We start from the raw sequence: 17874 nt of genomic DNA on the forward strand, positions 1-17874 counted from the left end.
AGCCGATATCGAGTACGGACCGGAACATGTCCTGCAGGGCCACCGGGGTCACCGTGGTCGCCGACGACGGAGTGCCGTTGGCCGCCACGGTGACCGGCCCGCGGAATGCGGATCTGACCCTCGTGTGCCTGCACGGGCACTGCCAGGACGCCGCGAGCTGGGATGCCGTCTGCGACGGCCTGGACGTGCAGGACGTCCGCATCGGGACTCGCGGACGGGGGTATCGGGCGCTTTCTGCGCCATCCCGCCGCGTCCATCGTGCACCGGGCGGTCTCGCGCGTACCTCGCGTGATGGAACTGTCGAAGCGCGCCGGTGGTCGCGTGTGCACGGTCGCTGCTCGCAGGCGCACGGAGGAGTCCTGGCTAGGGGTGGTCGGGTCGTCGCTGTCGAACGAGACGTCGGTCGTCACCTGGTCGCGGCTGCTGGCCGACTTCGCGGTCCTCGACGAGTCCGCCGCTCTCGCCGTGCTCGCGAGAGTGCCGGTGGTGGTCGCGGCGGGCACGGAGGACATCTTCGTGCCCTTGGCGTTGTCGGAGGTGATGGCGGCCGGCCTGCCGCACGCCGACCTCGTGCGGTTCGTGGGTGCCGGTCACCGTGTGCTCGCCGACCGGCCCGAGGAGGTCGCCCGCGCACTGTCGGACCTGCTCGGGCAGGTGCGCGCGGGGAGCCCTGTCGCCACCGCTCAGCGCGAACCGACGAGGGTCGCGTCCTGATCGGCGATCAGCTTCCGGGGGACGAGCGCGAGCACGAGCAGGGCCACGGCGATCGCGAAGCACGCGACGAAGCCGATATGCGGCGCGGCGAGCGAGATGACGAAGGGCACCGCGAAGCCCAGATAGATCAGGCAGTAGAAGACGGCGACGGTCTGCGCCAGTTCGTCGGAGGGCGCGATGTTCTCGGCGGTGACGAGGCCGGAGACGAGCAGCATGCCGTAACCCCCGCCGAGGAAGACGGCGGTGACGAGGACGGCGAACACCGATCCCGGACCGTCCACGAGCACCGCGACAGCGGCCGAGACGAACCCCAGGACACCGAGGCCCACCCCGGTCCACACCCCACGATCCTCACCGTGCCGGGTGATGCGCCGGGCCACGGGCTGGACCAGTGCACCGGTGAGCAGCGTCAGTGCGGCGACCACACCGGTGAACGCGACGGCCACACTGTCGACCCGATCCGACACGATCGGCGGCATCGTGGCGAACGAGACGGTCGCGCACCCGAAGACCCACGGAGCCCAAGGGACGACACCCCACCGGAAGCGTGGGGACGACAGGGTCGACAGGCGCCACGAACCCTGCACGGTGCGGGGCCGGTGAGCGTCGGGGACGGCCCACACCAGCACCAGCGCGACCACCATCAGGGCGATGTGCACCAGATAGGGCAGACGGTCGGGGGCGGGCAGCCACTGCGCGATCAGGCCGGCGAACAGGGCACCGCTGCCGAATCCTGCCGACAGTGAGACGGCCGCCCGGCGTGCTCCCACACCCGGTCCCTCGCTGAGTTCCTTCATCCAGGCCGTGCCCGCTCCGAACGCCATCCCGGACGCCAATCCGGCGAGGACCCGCCCGAGATAGAGCAGGGCGGGGATGTCGGCGCCGAGGAGCAGAACGATCGACGACACGACGCTCACCGGGATCATCGCCCGGATCACCGGGCGACGGCCGATCCGGTCGGCCACCCGCCCGAAGTAGAGCAGGGCGGGGATCAACCCCACGATGTAGGACCCGAGCATGGCGGTGAACGACCCGCTGCCGAGCCCGAGATGATCGCGGTAGACCAACTGCATCGGAGCGAACTGATTGGCACCCCAGCTCACCGCGAACACGGCGAACGCGAGACGGGCCCAGGACGGAATCATTCCCCGATCCTCCCAGGCCCGCTCCGGCGGGAAAGTATCAACTCTTCACACCACGGCGACCGCCTTCCTGTGGAGTGTGGACGTAGGAGGGGCCCGGAGCCCGTCATAGCGTTCTCGTCGATCGCAGACGAAGGAGGGCCAGTGGCGGTAGACGGTCGATCCCCGACACGCGACACCGAACGCATCGGTCCGGCGACCGGCGCGGACGCGCGGTCGATCGCCACGAGGGTCCGGAGTCGCGAGATCACCGCACGTCGGGTGGTCGAGGATCATCTCGCACTGATCGCCGAGCAGAACCCGCGCCTCAACGCGATCGTCACCGTCGCGGCGGCCGGTGCGCGCGAGGAAGCCGACGCCCTCGACCACCGCCTCGACCGGGGCGGCCCGGCCGGTCCACTCGCCGGAGTGCCGTTCACCGTCAAGGACCTCATCGCCACGGCAGGCGTGCGCACGACGGCGGCCTCGCCGGCATTGGCAGCGAACGTCCCCGTCGTCGACGCACCTGCCGTCGCCGCGATGAGGGCGGCCGGCGCGATCCTCATCGGCAAAACCAACACGCCCGAATTCGGGACCTCCGGACTCACCGACAACGAGATGTTCGGACCGACGGTCAACCCGCTGGGTAGTCCCGACTCGCCGCGCTCGCCCGGTGGATCGAGCGGGGGCGAAGCGGCATCGATCGCCTCGGGCATGAGCGTTCTCGGCCTGGGCACCGACTTCGGCGGGTCGGTGCGCTGGCCCGCGCACTGCACCGGTCTGTGCTCGATCCGCCCCACCGTGGGCAGGGTCTCCGCGGACGGCCAGTACCCGGGGGTGCTCGTCGGCGACCACGTGTGGGCCAATCCCACGACGGTGCACGGCACGCTGCAGACCGTCGGCCCCATGGCACGGACCCTCGGCGACCTCGTCCTCGCCCTGCGTGTGATCTCCGAGCCGCACATCGCGTGGACGGACCCGGCGACGGTCGACGTCGACGCTCTGACGATCACCTGGGCGGCCGGGGAAGGTACCGTCCCCGTCGCCGACGAGATCGTGGACGTCGTCCGGGAGAGCGCGCGGCGACTGGGTGCCCGTCCGTACCGGGGGTCGGCGCTGGCCGAGGGAAACGACCTGTTCGGGCGGCTGCGGTCCACCCAGACCCACACCGACATCGACGCGCTGGGGAGCGTAGACCGGTTCGGGGCCGTCATCCGCGACCTGCTGTCCGCGGCCGGCCGGGCGGGGCAACGGGAGGTGGAGGAGCTGTGGGCGCAGCGCACCGCGCTCGTCCATCGGCTGCTCGCCGAGATGGGCGACGTGCTGGTGCTGCCGGTCGCATCCATCGGTGCGCCCCCGCTCGGTCTCGAGCGTTTCGGTGTCGACGATCGGCTGCTCACCTGGCAGGAGGCGCTGGCGAGTTGCCGCACGATCAGCGTCACCGGGTTCCCGTCCGTCGTCGTCCCCGTCGGGCGGGCGAGCGACGGCATGCCCATCGGCGTGCAGATCGTTGCGCGCCCGTTCCACGACCATGTCGCGCTGGCCGTCGCCGCGCGTCTGTGACACGCCTGCTGCGACATGCCGGCAAGAACCGAAGGAGGTTGCTGTGCGGGACATTCTCGACGAGCTGGCGCACTGGTTCGACGACGGTGACGCGTTCGCGCTGGCGACCGTCGTTCGCACCTGGAAGTCGTCGCCGCGCGACCCCGGCGCCGCGATGGCCGTCTCGCAGTCCGGCGAGGTGGTGGGCAGTGTCTCGGGAGGCTGCATCGAAGGTGCCCTGTACGACATCGCCCACGACGTGCTCGCCGACGGACACGCCCGGACCGAGGTCTTCCGCGTCACCGACGACGACGCCTTCGGTGTGGGTCTGACCTGCGGCGGCACCATCGAGGTGTTCGTGCAACGAGTCGATGCCGCCACCTTCCCGGAGTTCGCGGAGGTGGCGCGACGAATCGGGGCGGGGGAACCGGTCGCTGTGGTGACCGGCCGTGAGCCCGTCGTCCATCGGATGATCACCCTCGACGGGGACGGACCCGAGACCGAGGTCCGCACGCGTCTCGCTCAGGGCGAGTCGGAGGTGTACGTCGACGAGGAGAATGCGCAGATCGTGGAGATCTTCGCTCCGAGGCCGAGGATGTACGTCTTCGGCGCCATCGACTTCGCATCCGCCCTGTGCACGCTGGGGAAGTTCGCCGGGTACCGCGTGACGGTGATCGACGCACGGCCCGTCTTCGCGACCCCTGCCCGGTTCCCGGACGCCGACGAGGTCGTGGTGGCGTGGCCGCACGTCTTCCTCGAGTCGGCGCCGATCGACCCGACCACCGTCGTCGCGGTTCTCACCCACGACGAGAAGTTCGACATTCCGCTGCTCGAACGTGCGCTCCGGTGCGATGCCGGATACATCGGCGCGATGGGCAGCCGATCCACGCACGAGCGCAGGGTCGCGCTGTTGCGCGAGGCCGGTCTGTCGGCGGACGAGCTGGCACGACTGCACTCGCCCATCGGGCTCGATCTCGGTGCGCGCACTCCGGAGGAGACGGCCGTGTCGATCCTCGCGGAGATCCTCGTGAGCACGCGCGGCGCCACCGGGCGCAGCCTCGCGGCGCTGCGCGGACCCATCCACCGGGCGTCTGGGGGACGCGCTGTCCGACCTGCGGCTTGTCCCCCTGTGATTGACGGTGCTGCCGCAGCCCTCTAATGTCACGTGTCTCCCGAGCGGGGTGAACGACTGGCAGGTGGACGGATAGTGCTGTGACGGTGCGCAAGGCTGAGAAACCGGGACGCAGCACCGCCGAACCGGAAGACAGTGCAGCGGTCGGATTCGAACCCTGCCCGCTCGCCGACGTCGTCTCTTCGGGTTTCCTCGTCGCGCCGACGGTGGTCGCCGGCGACCTCTCTGCGGCGCGCGCTGTGGTCGAGGTCGCGGTGATGATGCTCCCGGAGATCGGGCCGTGGCTGCGTCCTGGATTGTTGCTCGTCACCTCCACCACGGTGCTCGCGCGACTCGCCGTGCCGATCGCGGACTTCCTGGCACGCCTGAATCGCAACGAGGTCTCGGCGCTCGTGGTCCGGCTCGACGCCGGACATTCTCTGCCGCAAGGGCTCACGGACGGCGTTCCCTTCCCGGTGCTGACGACGCCGGAGGACCTCGTCGCAGACCATCGGCTCGCGCGTGGGCTTCGCGAGATGGCCGCAGCTCAGGTGGAGGCGGTCTTCGAGGCGGATCACCTGCGTCGTGCGCTGCTCGAGATCGTCATGGCGGGCGGTGGGCACAGAGCCCTCGCCGAGGGTATCTCGCGCCGGCTCGGCGGGTCGGCCCTGATCACCACCCCCGACGGCCGGCAGACCTACAGGGCCGGAAAGGAATCCGACTTCGCCTGGTTGTCGTCGACGGCGGCCGTCGACCAGACGGGCCGGGTGCGGACCGATTCGATCGAGGGCGGGCTGGGATTGCACCGTTTCGGCGACGAGTACGTGGCGATCGCCGCGATCTCCGCCAACGGCGTCGACCACGGGCGGCTCGTATTCTTCTGCCCTTCACGTGGTCTCTCCGCGCCGGATCTGTATCTGGTGGAGCAGGCGGCGACGGTGTGCGCGCTCGTCGTCAGCCGTGAGCTCGCAGTCTCGGCGGTCGAGGAGAGGCACCGGGCCAACTTCGTCCGGGACATGTTGCGCGGCCGTGCCGGTGAGCCCGAGCAGGTGATCGTGCACGCCCAGATGTTCGGCTGGAATCTCGACCGCCGGGTCGTCGTGGTCGTCGTCGAACCCGATCGCGTGGACGATGATTCGTCGGGGACACCGGCCCGCTTGCCGGTCGTGGAACGGCAGGCCCGTGCGTTCGCGGGTGCGCTGGCAGGCCGCGATTCCGGGGCGTCCGTCACTGCGCTGGCGACCGAGACCGTCGTGCTCATGGGGGAGGGCAGCGACACCATGACCCTCGTGCGCGAACTCGTTGCCCAGGTGCGCGGAGCCGGCGGGGGAGGCCGACGACCGTTCGGGGTCGGGGTTTCGCGTGCGTCGTCGTCCACCGACGACCTGCCGGCGCTCTACACTCAGGCGCGCACGGCACTCGAAGTGGGACGCAAGATCTCCGGACCGTGGGCGGTGACCCATTTCGACGATCTGGGCGTGTACCGTTTGCTCAGCCTCGTCGAGGACACCGAGGAACTCGAGTCGTTCGCGCGCGAGACACTCAAGGAACTGACCGACGGCACGGCGGAGGCACAGGACATGTGCCGCACCCTCGAGGTGCTCCTCGCCACCAACATCAACATCGCAGAAGCCGCGCGCCAGTTACATTTTCATTACAACACCCTGCGCTATCGTGTGGCGAAACTCGAAAAGATCCTCGGTCCCTTCACCGAGCAGCCCGAACTGCGGCTGGACCTGTCGCTCGCGCTCAAGATCATCGCGATGCGTGGAATCGACTCCTGACGATCAACCACCGATCTTGCCAATTTCGGAAGGTCGCTCCTGGCAGATTCCTCCCACGCCGGGCCGGAGCTGCTCCGTTAGCGTTTGCGGCTACCGAAGTACACGTGTGATCGGCAACACAGGCGTAACGATCCACGTGAACGCTATCGGCACCCACACTCTGCTGAAAGGTCCGATATGCCCATCTGGACAGTGCACGGAGACGGCAAGAACATAGAACCGGGACAGGTCGTGGCGCCGATGGAGCGCCTGAGTTGGGGCCGCACCATCGGCCTGGGCGGCCAGCACGTGGTGTCGATGTTCGGCGCCACCTTCGTCTTCCCCATCATCATGGGACTCAACCCTCAACTCGCAGTCATGCTTTCGGGCTTCTGCACCCTGTTCTTCCTCGCTGTCGTCAAGGGCCGGATCCCCAGCTATCTCGGTACCTCTGCCGCCTTCGTGGGTGGTATCGCCGCGATCTACGCCCAGGGTGGCTCCCCCTCGGAGGTCACCGGCGCGATCATGGTCTCGGGGCTCGTGCTCGCCGCGGTCGGTGTGGTGATCCATTTCCTCGGCGGCTCGCTGGTGTTCAGGATCCTGCCGCCGGTGGTCACCGGCGCGGTGGTCATGCTCATCGGCTTCAACCTGGCGCCGGTAGTAGCCGGTACCTACTGGCCGCAGGACCAGTGGGTGGCCCTGACCGTCATGGTCGCGCTGATCGTGGGCAGTGTCGTGCTACGCGGATTCCTCGGCCGCATCGCCATCTTCCTGGCGCTGCTGTTCGGCTACGCACTGTCGTGGATCCTCGACCGGATCAGCGGACCGATCACCTCCTACGATGCCGGTGCCGATGCCGTCACCGAACACTTCCGCGTGAACTGGGAAGGTGTTGCGTCCGCGCCCTGGTTCGGTCTGCCCCCGTTCACGGACGAGGCAGCCGGTGTCGTCGGCATCCACGCCCCGTCGTTCAGCCTCACCTTCATCGTGCTCGTCCTCCCCGGTGTCATCGCCCTGATCGCGGAGAACGCCGGACACGTCAAGGCGGTAGCCGAGATCACCAAGACCGACCTCGACCCGATGATGGGACGCGCTCTGGCCGGTGACGGTCTCGCCACCGCACTCGCCACGAGCGTCGGCGGCTCGCCGACGACGACCTACGCGGAGAACATCGGCGTCATGGCCGCCACCCGCGTGTACTCGACGGCCGCCTACGCCGCGGCCGGCGTCATCGCCATGCTCCTCGGCTTCTCACCGAAGTTCGGCGCGGTCATCTCCGCGACCCCGGGTGGCGTGCTCGGCGGCATCACCGTGGTCCTCTACGGCATCATCGGTCTGCTCGGCGCCAAGATCTGGAAGGAGAACGGCGTCGACTTCGGCGACCCCCGTAACCTCATGCCCGTCGCGGCCGGACTGATCATCGCGATCGGCGACACCAGCCTCCAGTTCACCGACACCTTCTCGCTGAGCGGTATCGCGCTGGGCACCATCGTCGTCATCGGTCTCTATCACCTGTGCCGGGTCATCGCTCCCGAGGATGTCGCGCCCGAGGCTCCCGACACCCCTGCCGAGCAGGGAGAACCGGTACGGACAGAGCCCGACCCGGACGGAGAGGGCGGCTCCGGGAGAGTCAAGGAATTCGCGTGACCTCTATTACATCTGACATTGTCGAGCGGTGAGCTTTGTCACTTCTTCACGAAACGTCGATCACACTATGCGGGCAGGATCTGTCGAATGAAACCGTCGCCACTCACTTATCACCGACCGCGGTCGATCGATGAAGCCTGCGAGATCCTCGCAGGGGTCGCGCACGAGGGCAAAGTGCTCGCCGGCGGACAGTCGCTGATTCCGCTGCTGTCGATGCGGCTGGCGGCACCGGCTCACCTCGTCGACATCGGCGCGGTCCCGCGGCTCGACGCGATCTCCGCCTCGCCGGAACTCGGCGTCACCTTCGACGCGCTCACCACCCACGCAGCACTCGAATCCGACCCGACGGTCGCGCAGGTCCAGCCCCTGCTGGGCCGCGCGCTCCGGCTGGTGGCGCACCCGACCATCCGGAACCGCGGAACGACCGTCGGATCGATCGTCCACGCCGATCCGTCCGCGGAGATGCCGGCGGTCCTGTCGCTGCTCGGTGGCACGCTCACCGTCCGCTCCGTGCGGGGAATCCGGCTGATCCCCGCCGCCGAACTCTTCGCCGGGCCGCTCGAATCGACCCTCGAGTCCGACGAGATCGCGACCAGCGTGACGGTGCCGGCAGCGCGGCCGGGCACCGGCACCGCGATCGACGAGATCGCACGACGCCACGGCGACTACGCCCTCGTCGGCGTGGTCGCGCAGGTGGAGGTCGAGGACGGGGCGGTGACATCCGCCCGGATGACCTACGTCTCGGCGGGAGAGCTCGGGCAGGTCGTCGACTACACTGACATCCTGCGTGGGGCCTCGGCGCACGACGAGCGCGACCCGCTCTGGCAGCAGGTCGCGGAGAAGGCACGCGAGACCGTCGAGACGGAGGCGGACATCCACGCCACCGACCGCTACCGGTCGCAGTTGGTGGCCGCACTGACCGGCCGTGTCGGGTTCGCCGCCGCGCAGGACGCGATCCGCGACGACACACGGGTACCGATGCACACGGGAGGAAGTCGATGACGAACTCGATCCACAAGGGTGGTCGCGACGCCTCGCGGCGGACCGTCGCCGAACAGGTCGACGAGCTGCAGGCGGAGACCGGCGAGCACCATGTCGCCGTGACATTCACCCTCAACGGTGTGACGCAGACGGTGGTGCTGCCCTCGCGCACGCTGGCATCGGACGCGATCCGTCATCACCTCCGTCGGACCGGCACCCACGTGGGATGCGAGCACGGTGTGTGCGGCGCGTGCACGGTGCTGCTCGACGGCAAGCCGGTGCGGTCGTGCCTCGTGCTCGCCGCGAGTCTCGAAGGCCGCTCGGTGACGACGGTCGAAGGGCTCGTCGAACCGGACGGCACCCTGCATCCCGTGCAGGAGGCGTTCGTCGACTGCCACGGTCTGCAATGCGGTTTCTGCACACCGGGTTTCGTCACCACCATCGCCGCCTTCCTCGAGGAGAACCCGTCGCCCACCCACGAGGAGGCGACCGATGCGATCGCCGGCAACCTCTGTCGGTGCACGGGCTACCAGAACATCCGGGCGGCCGTGCTGCGCGCCGCCGAGATCAAGCGCGAACGGTCCGGAGGCTCACCGCTCGGCCCCGACAGCGAGGCGGCACGCGCCTCGCTCGACGCCAAGGTTCGCGGCGCCACCGCTCCGGTCGGAGGAAAGGCAGGACGAGCATGACCAGCGTCTCCGATTCGCCCGTCTCCATCTCGGTCTCGACGGGCACGGCAACCGATCTCGCCCCCGTCGACATCGGTGGTGCCACCGAGTCGGGCAAGTCGTTCGGCAGGCCCATCCCGCGTGTCGAGGACAACCGGCTCGTCAGCGGTAACGGCCGCTATCTCGACGATCTCGGGCACGGCGCTCTCGCCGCGGCCTTCGTCCGGTCGCCGCACGCGCACGCCCGCATCCTCGACATCGCCGTCGATGCGGCGCTGGAACTGCCGGGTGTGCACGCCATCTACACCTACGACGATCTCGAGGCCGACTCGCCGGAGATGGCCGAGAACCTCCCGCTGCTGATCCCGCATCCCGCGATCACCGCTCCGCGCAACGGATATCCGCTCGCCAAGGACGAGGTGAACCACGTCGGCGAGGCGATCGTGATGGTCGTGGCCGACAACCGGTACATCGCCGAGGACGCCTGCGCGCTGATCGACATCACCTACGAAGCCCTTCCGGCCGTGGTCGGTGTCGACACCGCACGCAACGCCGAGCACGTCGTCCATCCGGATGTGCCCGACAACGTCGCGGCGCACCTCCAGCACGGGTTCGGCGACATCGAGGCGGAACTCGCCGCGGCACCGCACACGTTGACCCTCGACCTCGAGATCGAACGTTCGGCGTCGATGCCGATGGAGGGCAAGGGCGTCTACGCCCGCTGGGACGACGACGAGAAGGTACTGACCTTCTGGACGTCCACCCAGACCTCGACGTCCGCCCGCGCCGCGATCGCAGCGCGACTGGGCATGGCACACAACAAGGTCCACTGCATCGCCCCCGACGTCGGTGGCGGTTTCGGTGTGAAGATCGTCCACCCGTGGCCCGAGGAGGTCATGGTCACCTGGGCCGCCCGCAAGCTGGGTCGGGCCGGGATCTCCAGCGAGGTCAAGTGGGTCGAGGACCGGCGCGAACATTTCATCTCGAGCGCCCACGAGCGCGGGCAGGTCCACGAGGTCACCGTCGGGTTCGACGACGACGGCCGGCTGCTGGCCTTCGACTTCTCGATCTGGCACGACAACGGCGCGTACCTGCCGTACGGAATCATCGTGCTGCTCAACACGTCCACTCAGGTGCTCGGTCCCTACAAACCGCGCGCTTTCCGGGTGGACGCCTATTCGCTGTACACCAACACGGTCATCGTCACGCCCTACCGCGGGGCGGGGCGGCCCCAGGCGGTGTTCGCGATGGAACGGGCGATGGACGCCATCGCGAAGTATCTCGGCAAGGACGCCATCGAGGTCCGCGAGACCAACTTCATCCGCCCCGAGGAGATGCCCTACGACTTCCACCTGATCTTCCAGGACGGCCGTCCCCTCATCTACGACACCGGCGACTACCAGGCCGGCGCCGACAAGCTCAAGAAGCTCATCGGCTGGGACGAGTTCGCGGAGTACAAGGAACGTGCCCGCGCCGAGGGCCGCCGCGTCGGTATCGGTGTGGGAGCATACGTCGAGGGCACGGGACCGGGCCCCTACGAGGGCGCACACGTGCTCATCGAGACCTCGGGCAAGGTCAAGGCCGCCACGGGTCTGACGACCCAGGGCCAGGGACACCAGACCTCCTTCGCGCAGATCGTCGCCGATGATCTCGGTGTGCCGGTCGCCGATGTCGAGATCGTCACCGGCGACACCCGCCGATTCGGGTACGCGGTCGGCACGTTCGCCTCGCGCGGTGCCGTGATGTCCGGCTCCGCCTTCCACGTCGCCGCGCAGATGGTGGCGGAGAAGGCGAAGAAGATCGCCGCGGACCACCTCCGCGCCGACATCGCCGACCTCGAACTACGCGGGGGGCACGTGTGCGTGGTGGGCACCGAACCCGGCGCGGAGGGCACCTCGATCCCGCTCGGCGTCGTGGCCGTGCTGTCGAACCCGCTCCGCTACGCCTTCGACGATGCCTCCCGTCGCGCAACGGGATTCGCGAACGCCGAAACCGACATGTCGGTGCCGCCCGTCCTCGAGGGTGAGCAGCCCGGCCTGGAAGCGACCGGCTACTATTCGCCGCCCACGTCGACGTTCGCGTCGGGCATCCACGCGGCGATCGTCGAGACCGATCCCGTCACCGCCGAGATCCGGGTGCTCCGGTACGCGGTGGTGCACGACTGCGGCAACGTCATCAACCCGCGCATCGTCGAAGGCCAGGTGCAGGGCGCGGTCGCGCAGGGCATCGGCGGCGCGCTCTACGAGAAGATCGTCTACGACGAGCACGGGCAGATGCTCAACGCGTCGTACATGGACTTCCTCATGCCCTTCGTGACGGAGATGCCCGACTCTCTCGAGATGGACCACACCGTCACCCCGTCCGCACTCAATCCCCTCGGGATGAAGGGCGCCGGCGAGGCCGGTGTCATCCCGACCTCGGCGGTGATCGCTGCGGCCGTCGAGGACGCGGAGGGCATCCCGATCACCAGCATGCCGATTTCCCCCTCGGAGTTGTTCGAGCTGCGTCTGACCCACGCGGCATCCCGAAACAAGGAGAACGAATGAGAATCGCCGGTACCGCGCAACTGCAGGCACCTCCCGACGTGGTGTACGACAGCCTGCAGGACGGCCGTGTTCTCGCGGCGACGATCCCGGGCGTGCAGTCGCTCGAGCAGATCAACGACAACCACTACAAGCTGTCCATCACCGCCGGGGTGGCCTCCATCAAGGGCACCTACGACGGGGAAGTGGTTCTGTCGCAGCAGAATCGTCCCGAATCGTTCGTCATGACGGCATCGGGATCCGGTGCTCCGGGAACGGTCAAGGCCGACGTGACGGTGCGTCTCGAAGAACGCGACGGCGGCACCGTGCTCACCTACGACGCGGACGCGGTCGTCGGCGGCATGGTCGGTGGGGTCGGACAACGAATGATCACCGGTGTCGCCAAGAAGATGGCCGGTGTGTTCTTCAACGGCATCGACGGTGTGATCGCCGACGGTCTGCCGGCGGCTCCGAGTGCGGCCGAAGCCGAAGTTGTCGCGGGCGTGAACGGAGCCGAGGTGGCCGAGGTCGCCGAGGGTGCGGGTGTGAAGACCACTGCGTTGCCCGTGGCCGCTGCGGCAGCTGCACCGGTACCGGCCGGAACACCTTCGGCAGCGATGGTGCTGCTGTCCGCAGGGGTGGGCGCCGGTATCGCCCTCGCGGGCGTCGCACTGGGAGCGATCCTCGCCCGACGCTGACCTTGTCGTCGGATTCCCACGGCACCCCCGGGCCATCACGGCCCGGGGGTGCCGTCGTCTGTGGGTGGCAGGTGCACGAACCCCGAACTCCGGGCGACGAGTTCGGCGAGATGTGACAAAGAAACACCGCCACCGAGCGAGTGGAATGTCATCAGACGTCAGGTGGGACACCGGCGAGACGAACCCAGGAGGAAACATGGGATCCAGGAAGATTCGGGTCGGTATCGATACCGGCGGAACATTCACGGACGTGGTCGCGGTGGACGACGAGTCCGGCGCCATCGTCACCACGAAGACCCCGTCGACACCGCAGGATCCGGCCGTCGGTTTCCTCGCGGGCATCGAGAAGGTCCTCGCGCAGCTCGGTGAGACCGGTGACGCGATCGAGGCTGTCAGCCACGGCACCACCGTCGCCACGAACAAACTGCTCGAGGGCAAGGTCGGCACCCTCGGTTTCATCACCACCGAAGGTTACGAACACGTCCTCGAGATCGCCCGCCAGTCGGTACCCGACGGCTACGGCAACTCGTACTTCTGGGTCAAGCCCGACCGCATCGTGCCGGCCGACCGCGTCCGTACCGTCCGCGGCCGTCTCGCCTACGAGGGCAGCGAAATCCGTCCCCTGAACGAGGATGACGTCCGCGCCGCCGCCCGCTTCTTCAAGGACCGCGACATCCGCACCGTCGGCGTGTGCCTGATGCACTCCTACGCCAACCCCGAGCACGAGCGCCGCGTCCGCGACATCCTCATGGAGGAGTACCCGGAGGCGACGGTGAGCATCTCCAGCGAGGTGCTGCGCGAGTACCGCGAGTACGAGCGGTCCATCACGACCCTCGTCGACGCCGCGGTCAAGCCCAACATTCGCAACTACGTCAACAACATCGCGAGCCGGCTCCGCGAGTTCTCCTCCGCCGAGGGCGAACAGCGCGACATCCCGTTCTACGTGATGAAGTCCAACGGTGGCGTGCTGTCGGCGAAGGAGGTCGTGCACCAGCCGATCACGACCGTGCTCTCCGGCCCCGCTGCCGGTGCCCTGGGTGCGGCCCTGATTGCCGGCGTCGCCGGCGTCGACCAGGTGCTGACCTGCGACGGTGGCGGCACCTCCACGGACGTCACCGTGGTCGTCGGCGGCGAGCCGGCACTCACCACGGAAGGTCGCGTGGGTGTCTACCCGTCCAAGATCCCGATGATCGACGTGGTGACCGTCGGCGCCGGCGGTGGCTCCATCGCGTGGATGACCCCCGAGGGCACCCTGCGCGTCGGCCCGCAGTCGGCGGGCGCCGATCCCGGACCCCTGTGCTACGCCAAGGGCGGCAACGAGCCGACCATCACCGACGCCCACGTCCTGCTCGGTCGCATCCCTCCCCACCTGCTCGGCGGTGAGATCCCGCTCGACACCGAACTCGCCCGCAAGGGCGTCGAGGAACTCGCACACCGTCTCGGCCTCGAATTCGAGGCGTGCGCCACGGGCATTCTCGAAGTGTCGGCCTGGAACCAGGCCAACGCGCTGCGCCAGATCACCGTCAAGCGTGGTCTCGACGTCCGCGGCTTCACCCTGGTGACCTTCGGCGGCTCCGGGTCGCTGCTGGCCTGTCGCCTCATCGACATCCTCGGTCTCAAGGACGTCCTCGTGCCGCTCGAGCCCGGCAACGTCTCGGCCTTCGGTCTGCTCACCGTCGATGTCCGCAACGACTATGTGCAGACGCACGTCAGCCGTCACGACCGGTTGAAGATCGACGAACTGCAGGCCGGACTCGACGCCCTCGCGGCCGAGGCCGAACGCGCTCTGGAGGACGAGGGATTCGGGCCCGACCAGCGGCAGTACGCCCGCTCGGCGGACCTGCGCTATTTCGGCCAGGCCTTCGAGGTGCGCGTGCCGGTCGGCGACGGCCCCATCACCCAGGAACTGATGGACGAGGCGGCCGAACGCTTCCACCAGGCCCACCGTGAGCTCTACGGTTACGACTTCCGCAACGATCCCCACCAGCACGTGGAATGGGTCAACCTCCGCGTCAGCGGTATCGGCCCCATCAAGCGACCGGAACTCGCCGAGATCGCCCCGGGCACGGGGGCGGACGACGCCCTCACCGGCACCCGTCAGGCGTACTTCGACGAGTGGGTCACCACCCGCGTGTACGACCGCGCCCGCCTCGGCGCCGGCGACGAACTCGAAGGTCCCGCCGTGATCGAGGAATTCAGCTCGACCATCCCGGTTCATCCCGGATTCCGCGCTCGCATCGACACTTTCGGCAACATCCGCCTCAGCAAGACGTCCGACTCGAACGGAGCCACCCGATGACTGCGACTCTCGAACCCGCCGCGGCCACGACCCGCAAGCCCTTCCGGCTGACCGACGCTTCGGGTAGCGCTCCCGATCCGGTGCTGGTCGAGATCGTCGCCGGCTATCTCGCCAGTGTCGAGATGGAGGTGGAGACCTCCATCTCCCGGACCTCGCGCTCGCCGATGATCCGCGACGCCCACGACTTCCGTGCCGGCATCCACGACCGCAACCTGCGCAAGCTCACCGGTCGTTCGTACTCGGCGCTCGTGCATCCGGTGGCGCGGGACTTCCCGCTCGAGACGATGAAGCCCGGCGACGTCTTCTTCCACAACGACGTCTACCTCTCCGAAGGCGGCATCGGGCACCTGCCCGACCTGTGTGTCACCGTCCCGGTCTTCGCGACCCGCCCCGGCGACACCGAGCCCTCGGTGGTCGCGTTCGTGCAGGCCTTCGGCCACCACGACGACATCGGCGGTTGCTGCCCGGGCTCCATGCCCTCGGGTGCGACCACCGTGTACGAGGAGGGACTGATGGTCCCGCCGATCAAGCTGTGGGACCAGGGCGTTCCCAACGAGGCGGCACTGCGCATCATGACCCGCAACTCCCGCATGCCCGATTCGCTCGCCGCCGACCTCGACGCCGAGTGCTCGGCGTGCCTCATGGGTGCGCGCCGGCTGTCGGAGCTGTTCGAACGCTACGGTGTCGAGACCGTCGAGGCCTGCTTCGACGCGATCCTCGATGCGACCACCGAGACGTACCGCCGCGAGATCCTCAGCAAGATCCCGGTGGGCACGTACACCTGGGAGGACTACGCCGAGCACGACGGTGTGGACGAGCCGATGCTGCACGTGCAACGCATCACGCTCACCAAGACCTCCCCGGAGGACGAGGGCGGCGAGCGCCTGATCCTGGACTTCAACGGCACCGGACCGCAGGCGAAGGGTCCGATCAACCACTGCGGTGACTATGCCGACGGCAACTTCCTCATCAAGTGGCTGGCGCCGATCCTGCGCAACCTGGCCGACACCCCCGACCGCATGGCGGAACTGGACGTCAACGAAGGTGTCGTGCCGCTGATCGAGATGAAGTTCCCGGAGCCGGGCACCCTGATCACGCCGATCTTCCCGGCCCCCACCAACGCTCGGACGTTCGTGATCCTGCGTCTGCTCGGTGTGCTCTCCGGTGTGGTCGCCAAGGCGGTCGACGGCAACATGCCCGCCGACCAGGAGACCATCCGCTACACCGGTGTGTACGGCGAGGACTTCGACGGCCACTCGTACCTCATGCGTGAGGTGCTCGGCGGCGGCTCCGGCGGCCGGCACTACGCCGACGGCGAGGACACCATCCACGTGGTGCCCGACTCGCGGAACCTGCCCACGGAGTTCACCGAGAGCCGCTTCCCGTTCATCGTCGAGAAGCTGGGTCTGGCAATCGATTCCGGTGGAGCCGGTCGCTATCGCGGCGGTCTCGGCTACGAGAAGCACATCCGGATGCTCAAGGACGCGAACTTCATGTCCATCGCCGACCGTTCGATCCTCGCGTGCTGGGGTGTCAAGGGCGGTAAGGCCGGCAAGCCGTTCTCCGTCACCCTCGATCCCGGCGGCCCGAACGAGCGCGAGTTCGACGCCCTCACGGACGCCGAGCCGATCAAGGCCGGCGAGGTCGTGCGCATCCGCACCACCGGCGGCGGTGGCTGGGGCGACCCGCTCGATCGTCCGATCGACGAAGTGATCCGGGACGTGTTGTGGCGCAAGGTGTCCGTCGAGGGTGCCCGCGACGACTACGGTGTGGTCCTGAAGGACACCTCGGCCGACGAACCTGTCGCCGATGTGGAGGCCACCGACGCGCTGCGTGCGCAGCTGCGCGCCGAGCGCGGCGAGGAGGAGCCCTTCTTCGACCGCGGTCCCGGTTACGCCCGCCTGTCGGGTGGCGCCGAGTTCGCCGAGTACGACTTCGTCGGCAACTGATGCCGACGACGGCCGACATCTCCCGCGGCACCGATCTCGCTGTGATCGGTGCTGCGGGGAAGACCGGAACGGCTGTCGTCTCGGCGCTGGAGACAGCAGACGCGACCCCCGTCCGCCGAGTGGTGCACACCGCTCGGCGGGCGGGGGATCGTGCTGTCGACCTCGAGACGGGCGCCGGACTCGCCGACGCGCTGTCGGGTTGCTGCGGCGTCTATTTCATCGCCCCGAACGTGCACCCCGACGAACCGGCACTGTTCGAGCGGTTCCTGAGGGCAGCGGCCGGGGCCGGTGTCGATCACGTCGTCTACCACTCCGTCGCCTGGCCGTACACGCCGGCGATGCCGCACCACCTCGACAAGGCGCGCTGCGAGGACATCCTGCACGCCTCCGGGGTGCGGTGGACCGTTCTGCAGCCCTGCGCGTACACGGAGAACTTCGCATCGGTGCTCGACGGATCGGTCGATGCACTCGACGTCCCCTACGACCCCGACGCGCAGTTCTCGTTCGTCGCGCTGGCGGATGTCGCCGCGGTGGCGGCCCGAGTCCTGATCGAGGGTGCGGACGTCCACCACGGCGCCACCTACGAGCTCGGGGGACCGGACGCGGTGAGCGTGCGACAGCTGTGCGCGGTCACCGGGCGATCGGTGGAGATCGAGCAGGTGTCCGTCCCGACGTGGATGGAGCGTCACGGCCGCGACCTGTCCGAAGACGCCCGCGAACGCCTGGCCGCGATGTTCGACTTCTACGACGATCACGGCTTCGTCGCGGGGAGCGTGGTGACGGCGGCGCTGCTCGGCCGGGCACCCGCCCGCGTCGAGGATCTCGTCTCGTCGATGCCGCGCCGGTAACCCGCCGGTGG

Annotated in this window: 13 protein-coding genes; 12 read left to right on the plus strand and 1 reads right to left on the minus strand. The window is 68.6% G+C overall.

What is annotated here, in order from left to right:
- Positions 1 to 162: 162 nt before the first annotated feature.
- Positions 163 to 714, plus strand: coding sequence for an alpha/beta fold hydrolase (locus A8G18_RS13725; RefSeq protein WP_245207876.1), 552 nt, complete (start codon positions 163 to 165; stop codon positions 712 to 714).
- On the opposite strand, the gene A8G18_RS13730 is transcribed toward A8G18_RS13725, so the two are convergent.
- Positions 684 to 1859 carry an MFS transporter gene (locus tag A8G18_RS13730; protein WP_064064315.1) on the minus strand — a complete coding sequence of 392 codons (1176 nt, stop codon included), beginning with the start codon at positions 1857 to 1859 and terminating at the stop codon, positions 684 to 686. The genes A8G18_RS13725 and A8G18_RS13730 overlap by 31 nt on opposite strands.
- Positions 1860 to 2000: 141 nt before the next feature.
- Here A8G18_RS13730 and A8G18_RS13735 point away from each other — a divergent pair, with 141 nt between their 5' ends.
- From A8G18_RS13735 to A8G18_RS13785, 11 genes are all read left to right on the plus strand, one after another.
- Positions 2001 to 3398, plus strand: coding sequence for an amidase (locus A8G18_RS13735; RefSeq protein WP_064064316.1), 1398 nt, complete (start codon positions 2001 to 2003; stop codon positions 3396 to 3398).
- 43 nt (positions 3399 to 3441) lie between these two features.
- Positions 3442 to 4536 (plus strand): XdhC family protein, encoded by a 1095-nt coding sequence (locus A8G18_RS13740; RefSeq protein WP_064064317.1) that lies wholly within the window; start codon positions 3442 to 3444, stop codon positions 4534 to 4536.
- A 53-nt stretch (positions 4537 to 4589) separates the two neighbouring features.
- Positions 4590 to 6272 (plus strand): helix-turn-helix domain-containing protein, encoded by a 1683-nt coding sequence (locus tag A8G18_RS13745; RefSeq protein ID WP_064064318.1) that lies wholly within the window; start codon positions 4590 to 4592, stop codon positions 6270 to 6272.
- 177 nt (positions 6273 to 6449) lie between these two features.
- A complete protein-coding gene (locus A8G18_RS13750; RefSeq protein ID WP_064064319.1) occupies positions 6450 to 7898 on the plus strand; it encodes a uracil-xanthine permease family protein in 1449 nt (482 codons plus the stop codon).
- A gap of 87 nt (positions 7899 to 7985) precedes the next feature.
- Entirely contained in the window at positions 7986 to 8900 is a 915-nt protein-coding gene (locus A8G18_RS13755; RefSeq protein ID WP_064064320.1) for an FAD binding domain-containing protein, read from the plus strand.
- Positions 8897 to 9568, plus strand: coding sequence for a (2Fe-2S)-binding protein (locus tag A8G18_RS13760; RefSeq protein ID WP_064064321.1), 672 nt, complete (start codon positions 8897 to 8899; stop codon positions 9566 to 9568). Before A8G18_RS13755 ends, A8G18_RS13760 begins: the two co-directional genes overlap by 4 nt.
- Positions 9565 to 12093 (plus strand): aerobic carbon-monoxide dehydrogenase large subunit, encoded by a 2529-nt coding sequence (cutA, locus tag A8G18_RS13765; RefSeq protein WP_084421793.1) that lies wholly within the window; start codon positions 9565 to 9567, stop codon positions 12091 to 12093. Before A8G18_RS13760 ends, cutA begins: the two co-directional genes overlap by 4 nt.
- Positions 12090 to 12767, plus strand: coding sequence for an SRPBCC family protein (locus A8G18_RS13770; protein ID WP_064064322.1), 678 nt, complete (start codon positions 12090 to 12092; stop codon positions 12765 to 12767). The genes cutA and A8G18_RS13770 overlap by 4 nt, the downstream gene beginning before the upstream one ends.
- A gap of 196 nt (positions 12768 to 12963) precedes the next feature.
- The gene (locus tag A8G18_RS13775) at positions 12964 to 15066 is read left to right on the plus strand and encodes a hydantoinase/oxoprolinase family protein (RefSeq protein ID WP_064064323.1); all 2103 of its coding nucleotides are present in this window, start codon (positions 12964 to 12966) and stop codon (positions 15064 to 15066) included.
- Positions 15063 to 17015 carry a hydantoinase B/oxoprolinase family protein gene (locus A8G18_RS13780; protein ID WP_064064324.1) on the plus strand — a complete coding sequence of 651 codons (1953 nt, stop codon included), beginning with the start codon at positions 15063 to 15065 and terminating at the stop codon, positions 17013 to 17015. The genes A8G18_RS13775 and A8G18_RS13780 overlap by 4 nt, the downstream gene beginning before the upstream one ends.
- Entirely contained in the window at positions 17015 to 17863 is an 849-nt protein-coding gene (locus A8G18_RS13785; RefSeq protein ID WP_064064325.1) for an SDR family oxidoreductase, read from the plus strand. Before A8G18_RS13780 ends, A8G18_RS13785 begins: the two co-directional genes overlap by 1 nt.
- The last annotated feature ends 11 nt before the right edge of the window (positions 17864 to 17874 follow it).

The organism is Rhodococcus gordoniae (assembly GCF_001646655.1).
GTDB classification, from domain to species: domain Bacteria; phylum Actinomycetota; class Actinomycetes; order Mycobacteriales; family Mycobacteriaceae; genus Rhodococcus; species Rhodococcus gordoniae.

Excerpts from the sequence above, each read along its gene's own strand:
- A8G18_RS13760 (WP_064064321.1), top strand. The coding sequence starts at position 8,897 with ATGACGAACTCGATCCACAAGGGTGGTCGCGACGCCTCGCGGCGGACC.
- A8G18_RS13785 (WP_064064325.1), top strand. The coding sequence starts at position 17,015 with ATGCCGACGACGGCCGACATCTCCCGCGGCACCGATCTCGCTGTGATC.
- A8G18_RS13725 (WP_245207876.1), top strand. The coding sequence starts at position 163 with ATGCCGTCTGCGACGGCCTGGACGTGCAGGACGTCCGCATCGGGACTC.
- A8G18_RS13730 (WP_064064315.1), bottom strand. The coding sequence starts at position 1,859 with ATGATTCCGTCCTGGGCCCGTCTCGCGTTCGCCGTGTTCGCGGTGAGC.
- A8G18_RS13775 (WP_064064323.1), top strand. The coding sequence starts at position 12,964 with ATGGGATCCAGGAAGATTCGGGTCGGTATCGATACCGGCGGAACATTC.
- A8G18_RS13770 (WP_064064322.1), top strand. The coding sequence starts at position 12,090 with ATGAGAATCGCCGGTACCGCGCAACTGCAGGCACCTCCCGACGTGGTG.
- A8G18_RS13750 (WP_064064319.1), top strand. The coding sequence starts at position 6,450 with ATGCCCATCTGGACAGTGCACGGAGACGGCAAGAACATAGAACCGGGA.
- cutA (WP_084421793.1), top strand. The coding sequence starts at position 9,565 with ATGACCAGCGTCTCCGATTCGCCCGTCTCCATCTCGGTCTCGACGGGC.
- A8G18_RS13755 (WP_064064320.1), top strand. The coding sequence starts at position 7,986 with ATGAAACCGTCGCCACTCACTTATCACCGACCGCGGTCGATCGATGAA.
- A8G18_RS13780 (WP_064064324.1), top strand. The coding sequence starts at position 15,063 with ATGACTGCGACTCTCGAACCCGCCGCGGCCACGACCCGCAAGCCCTTC.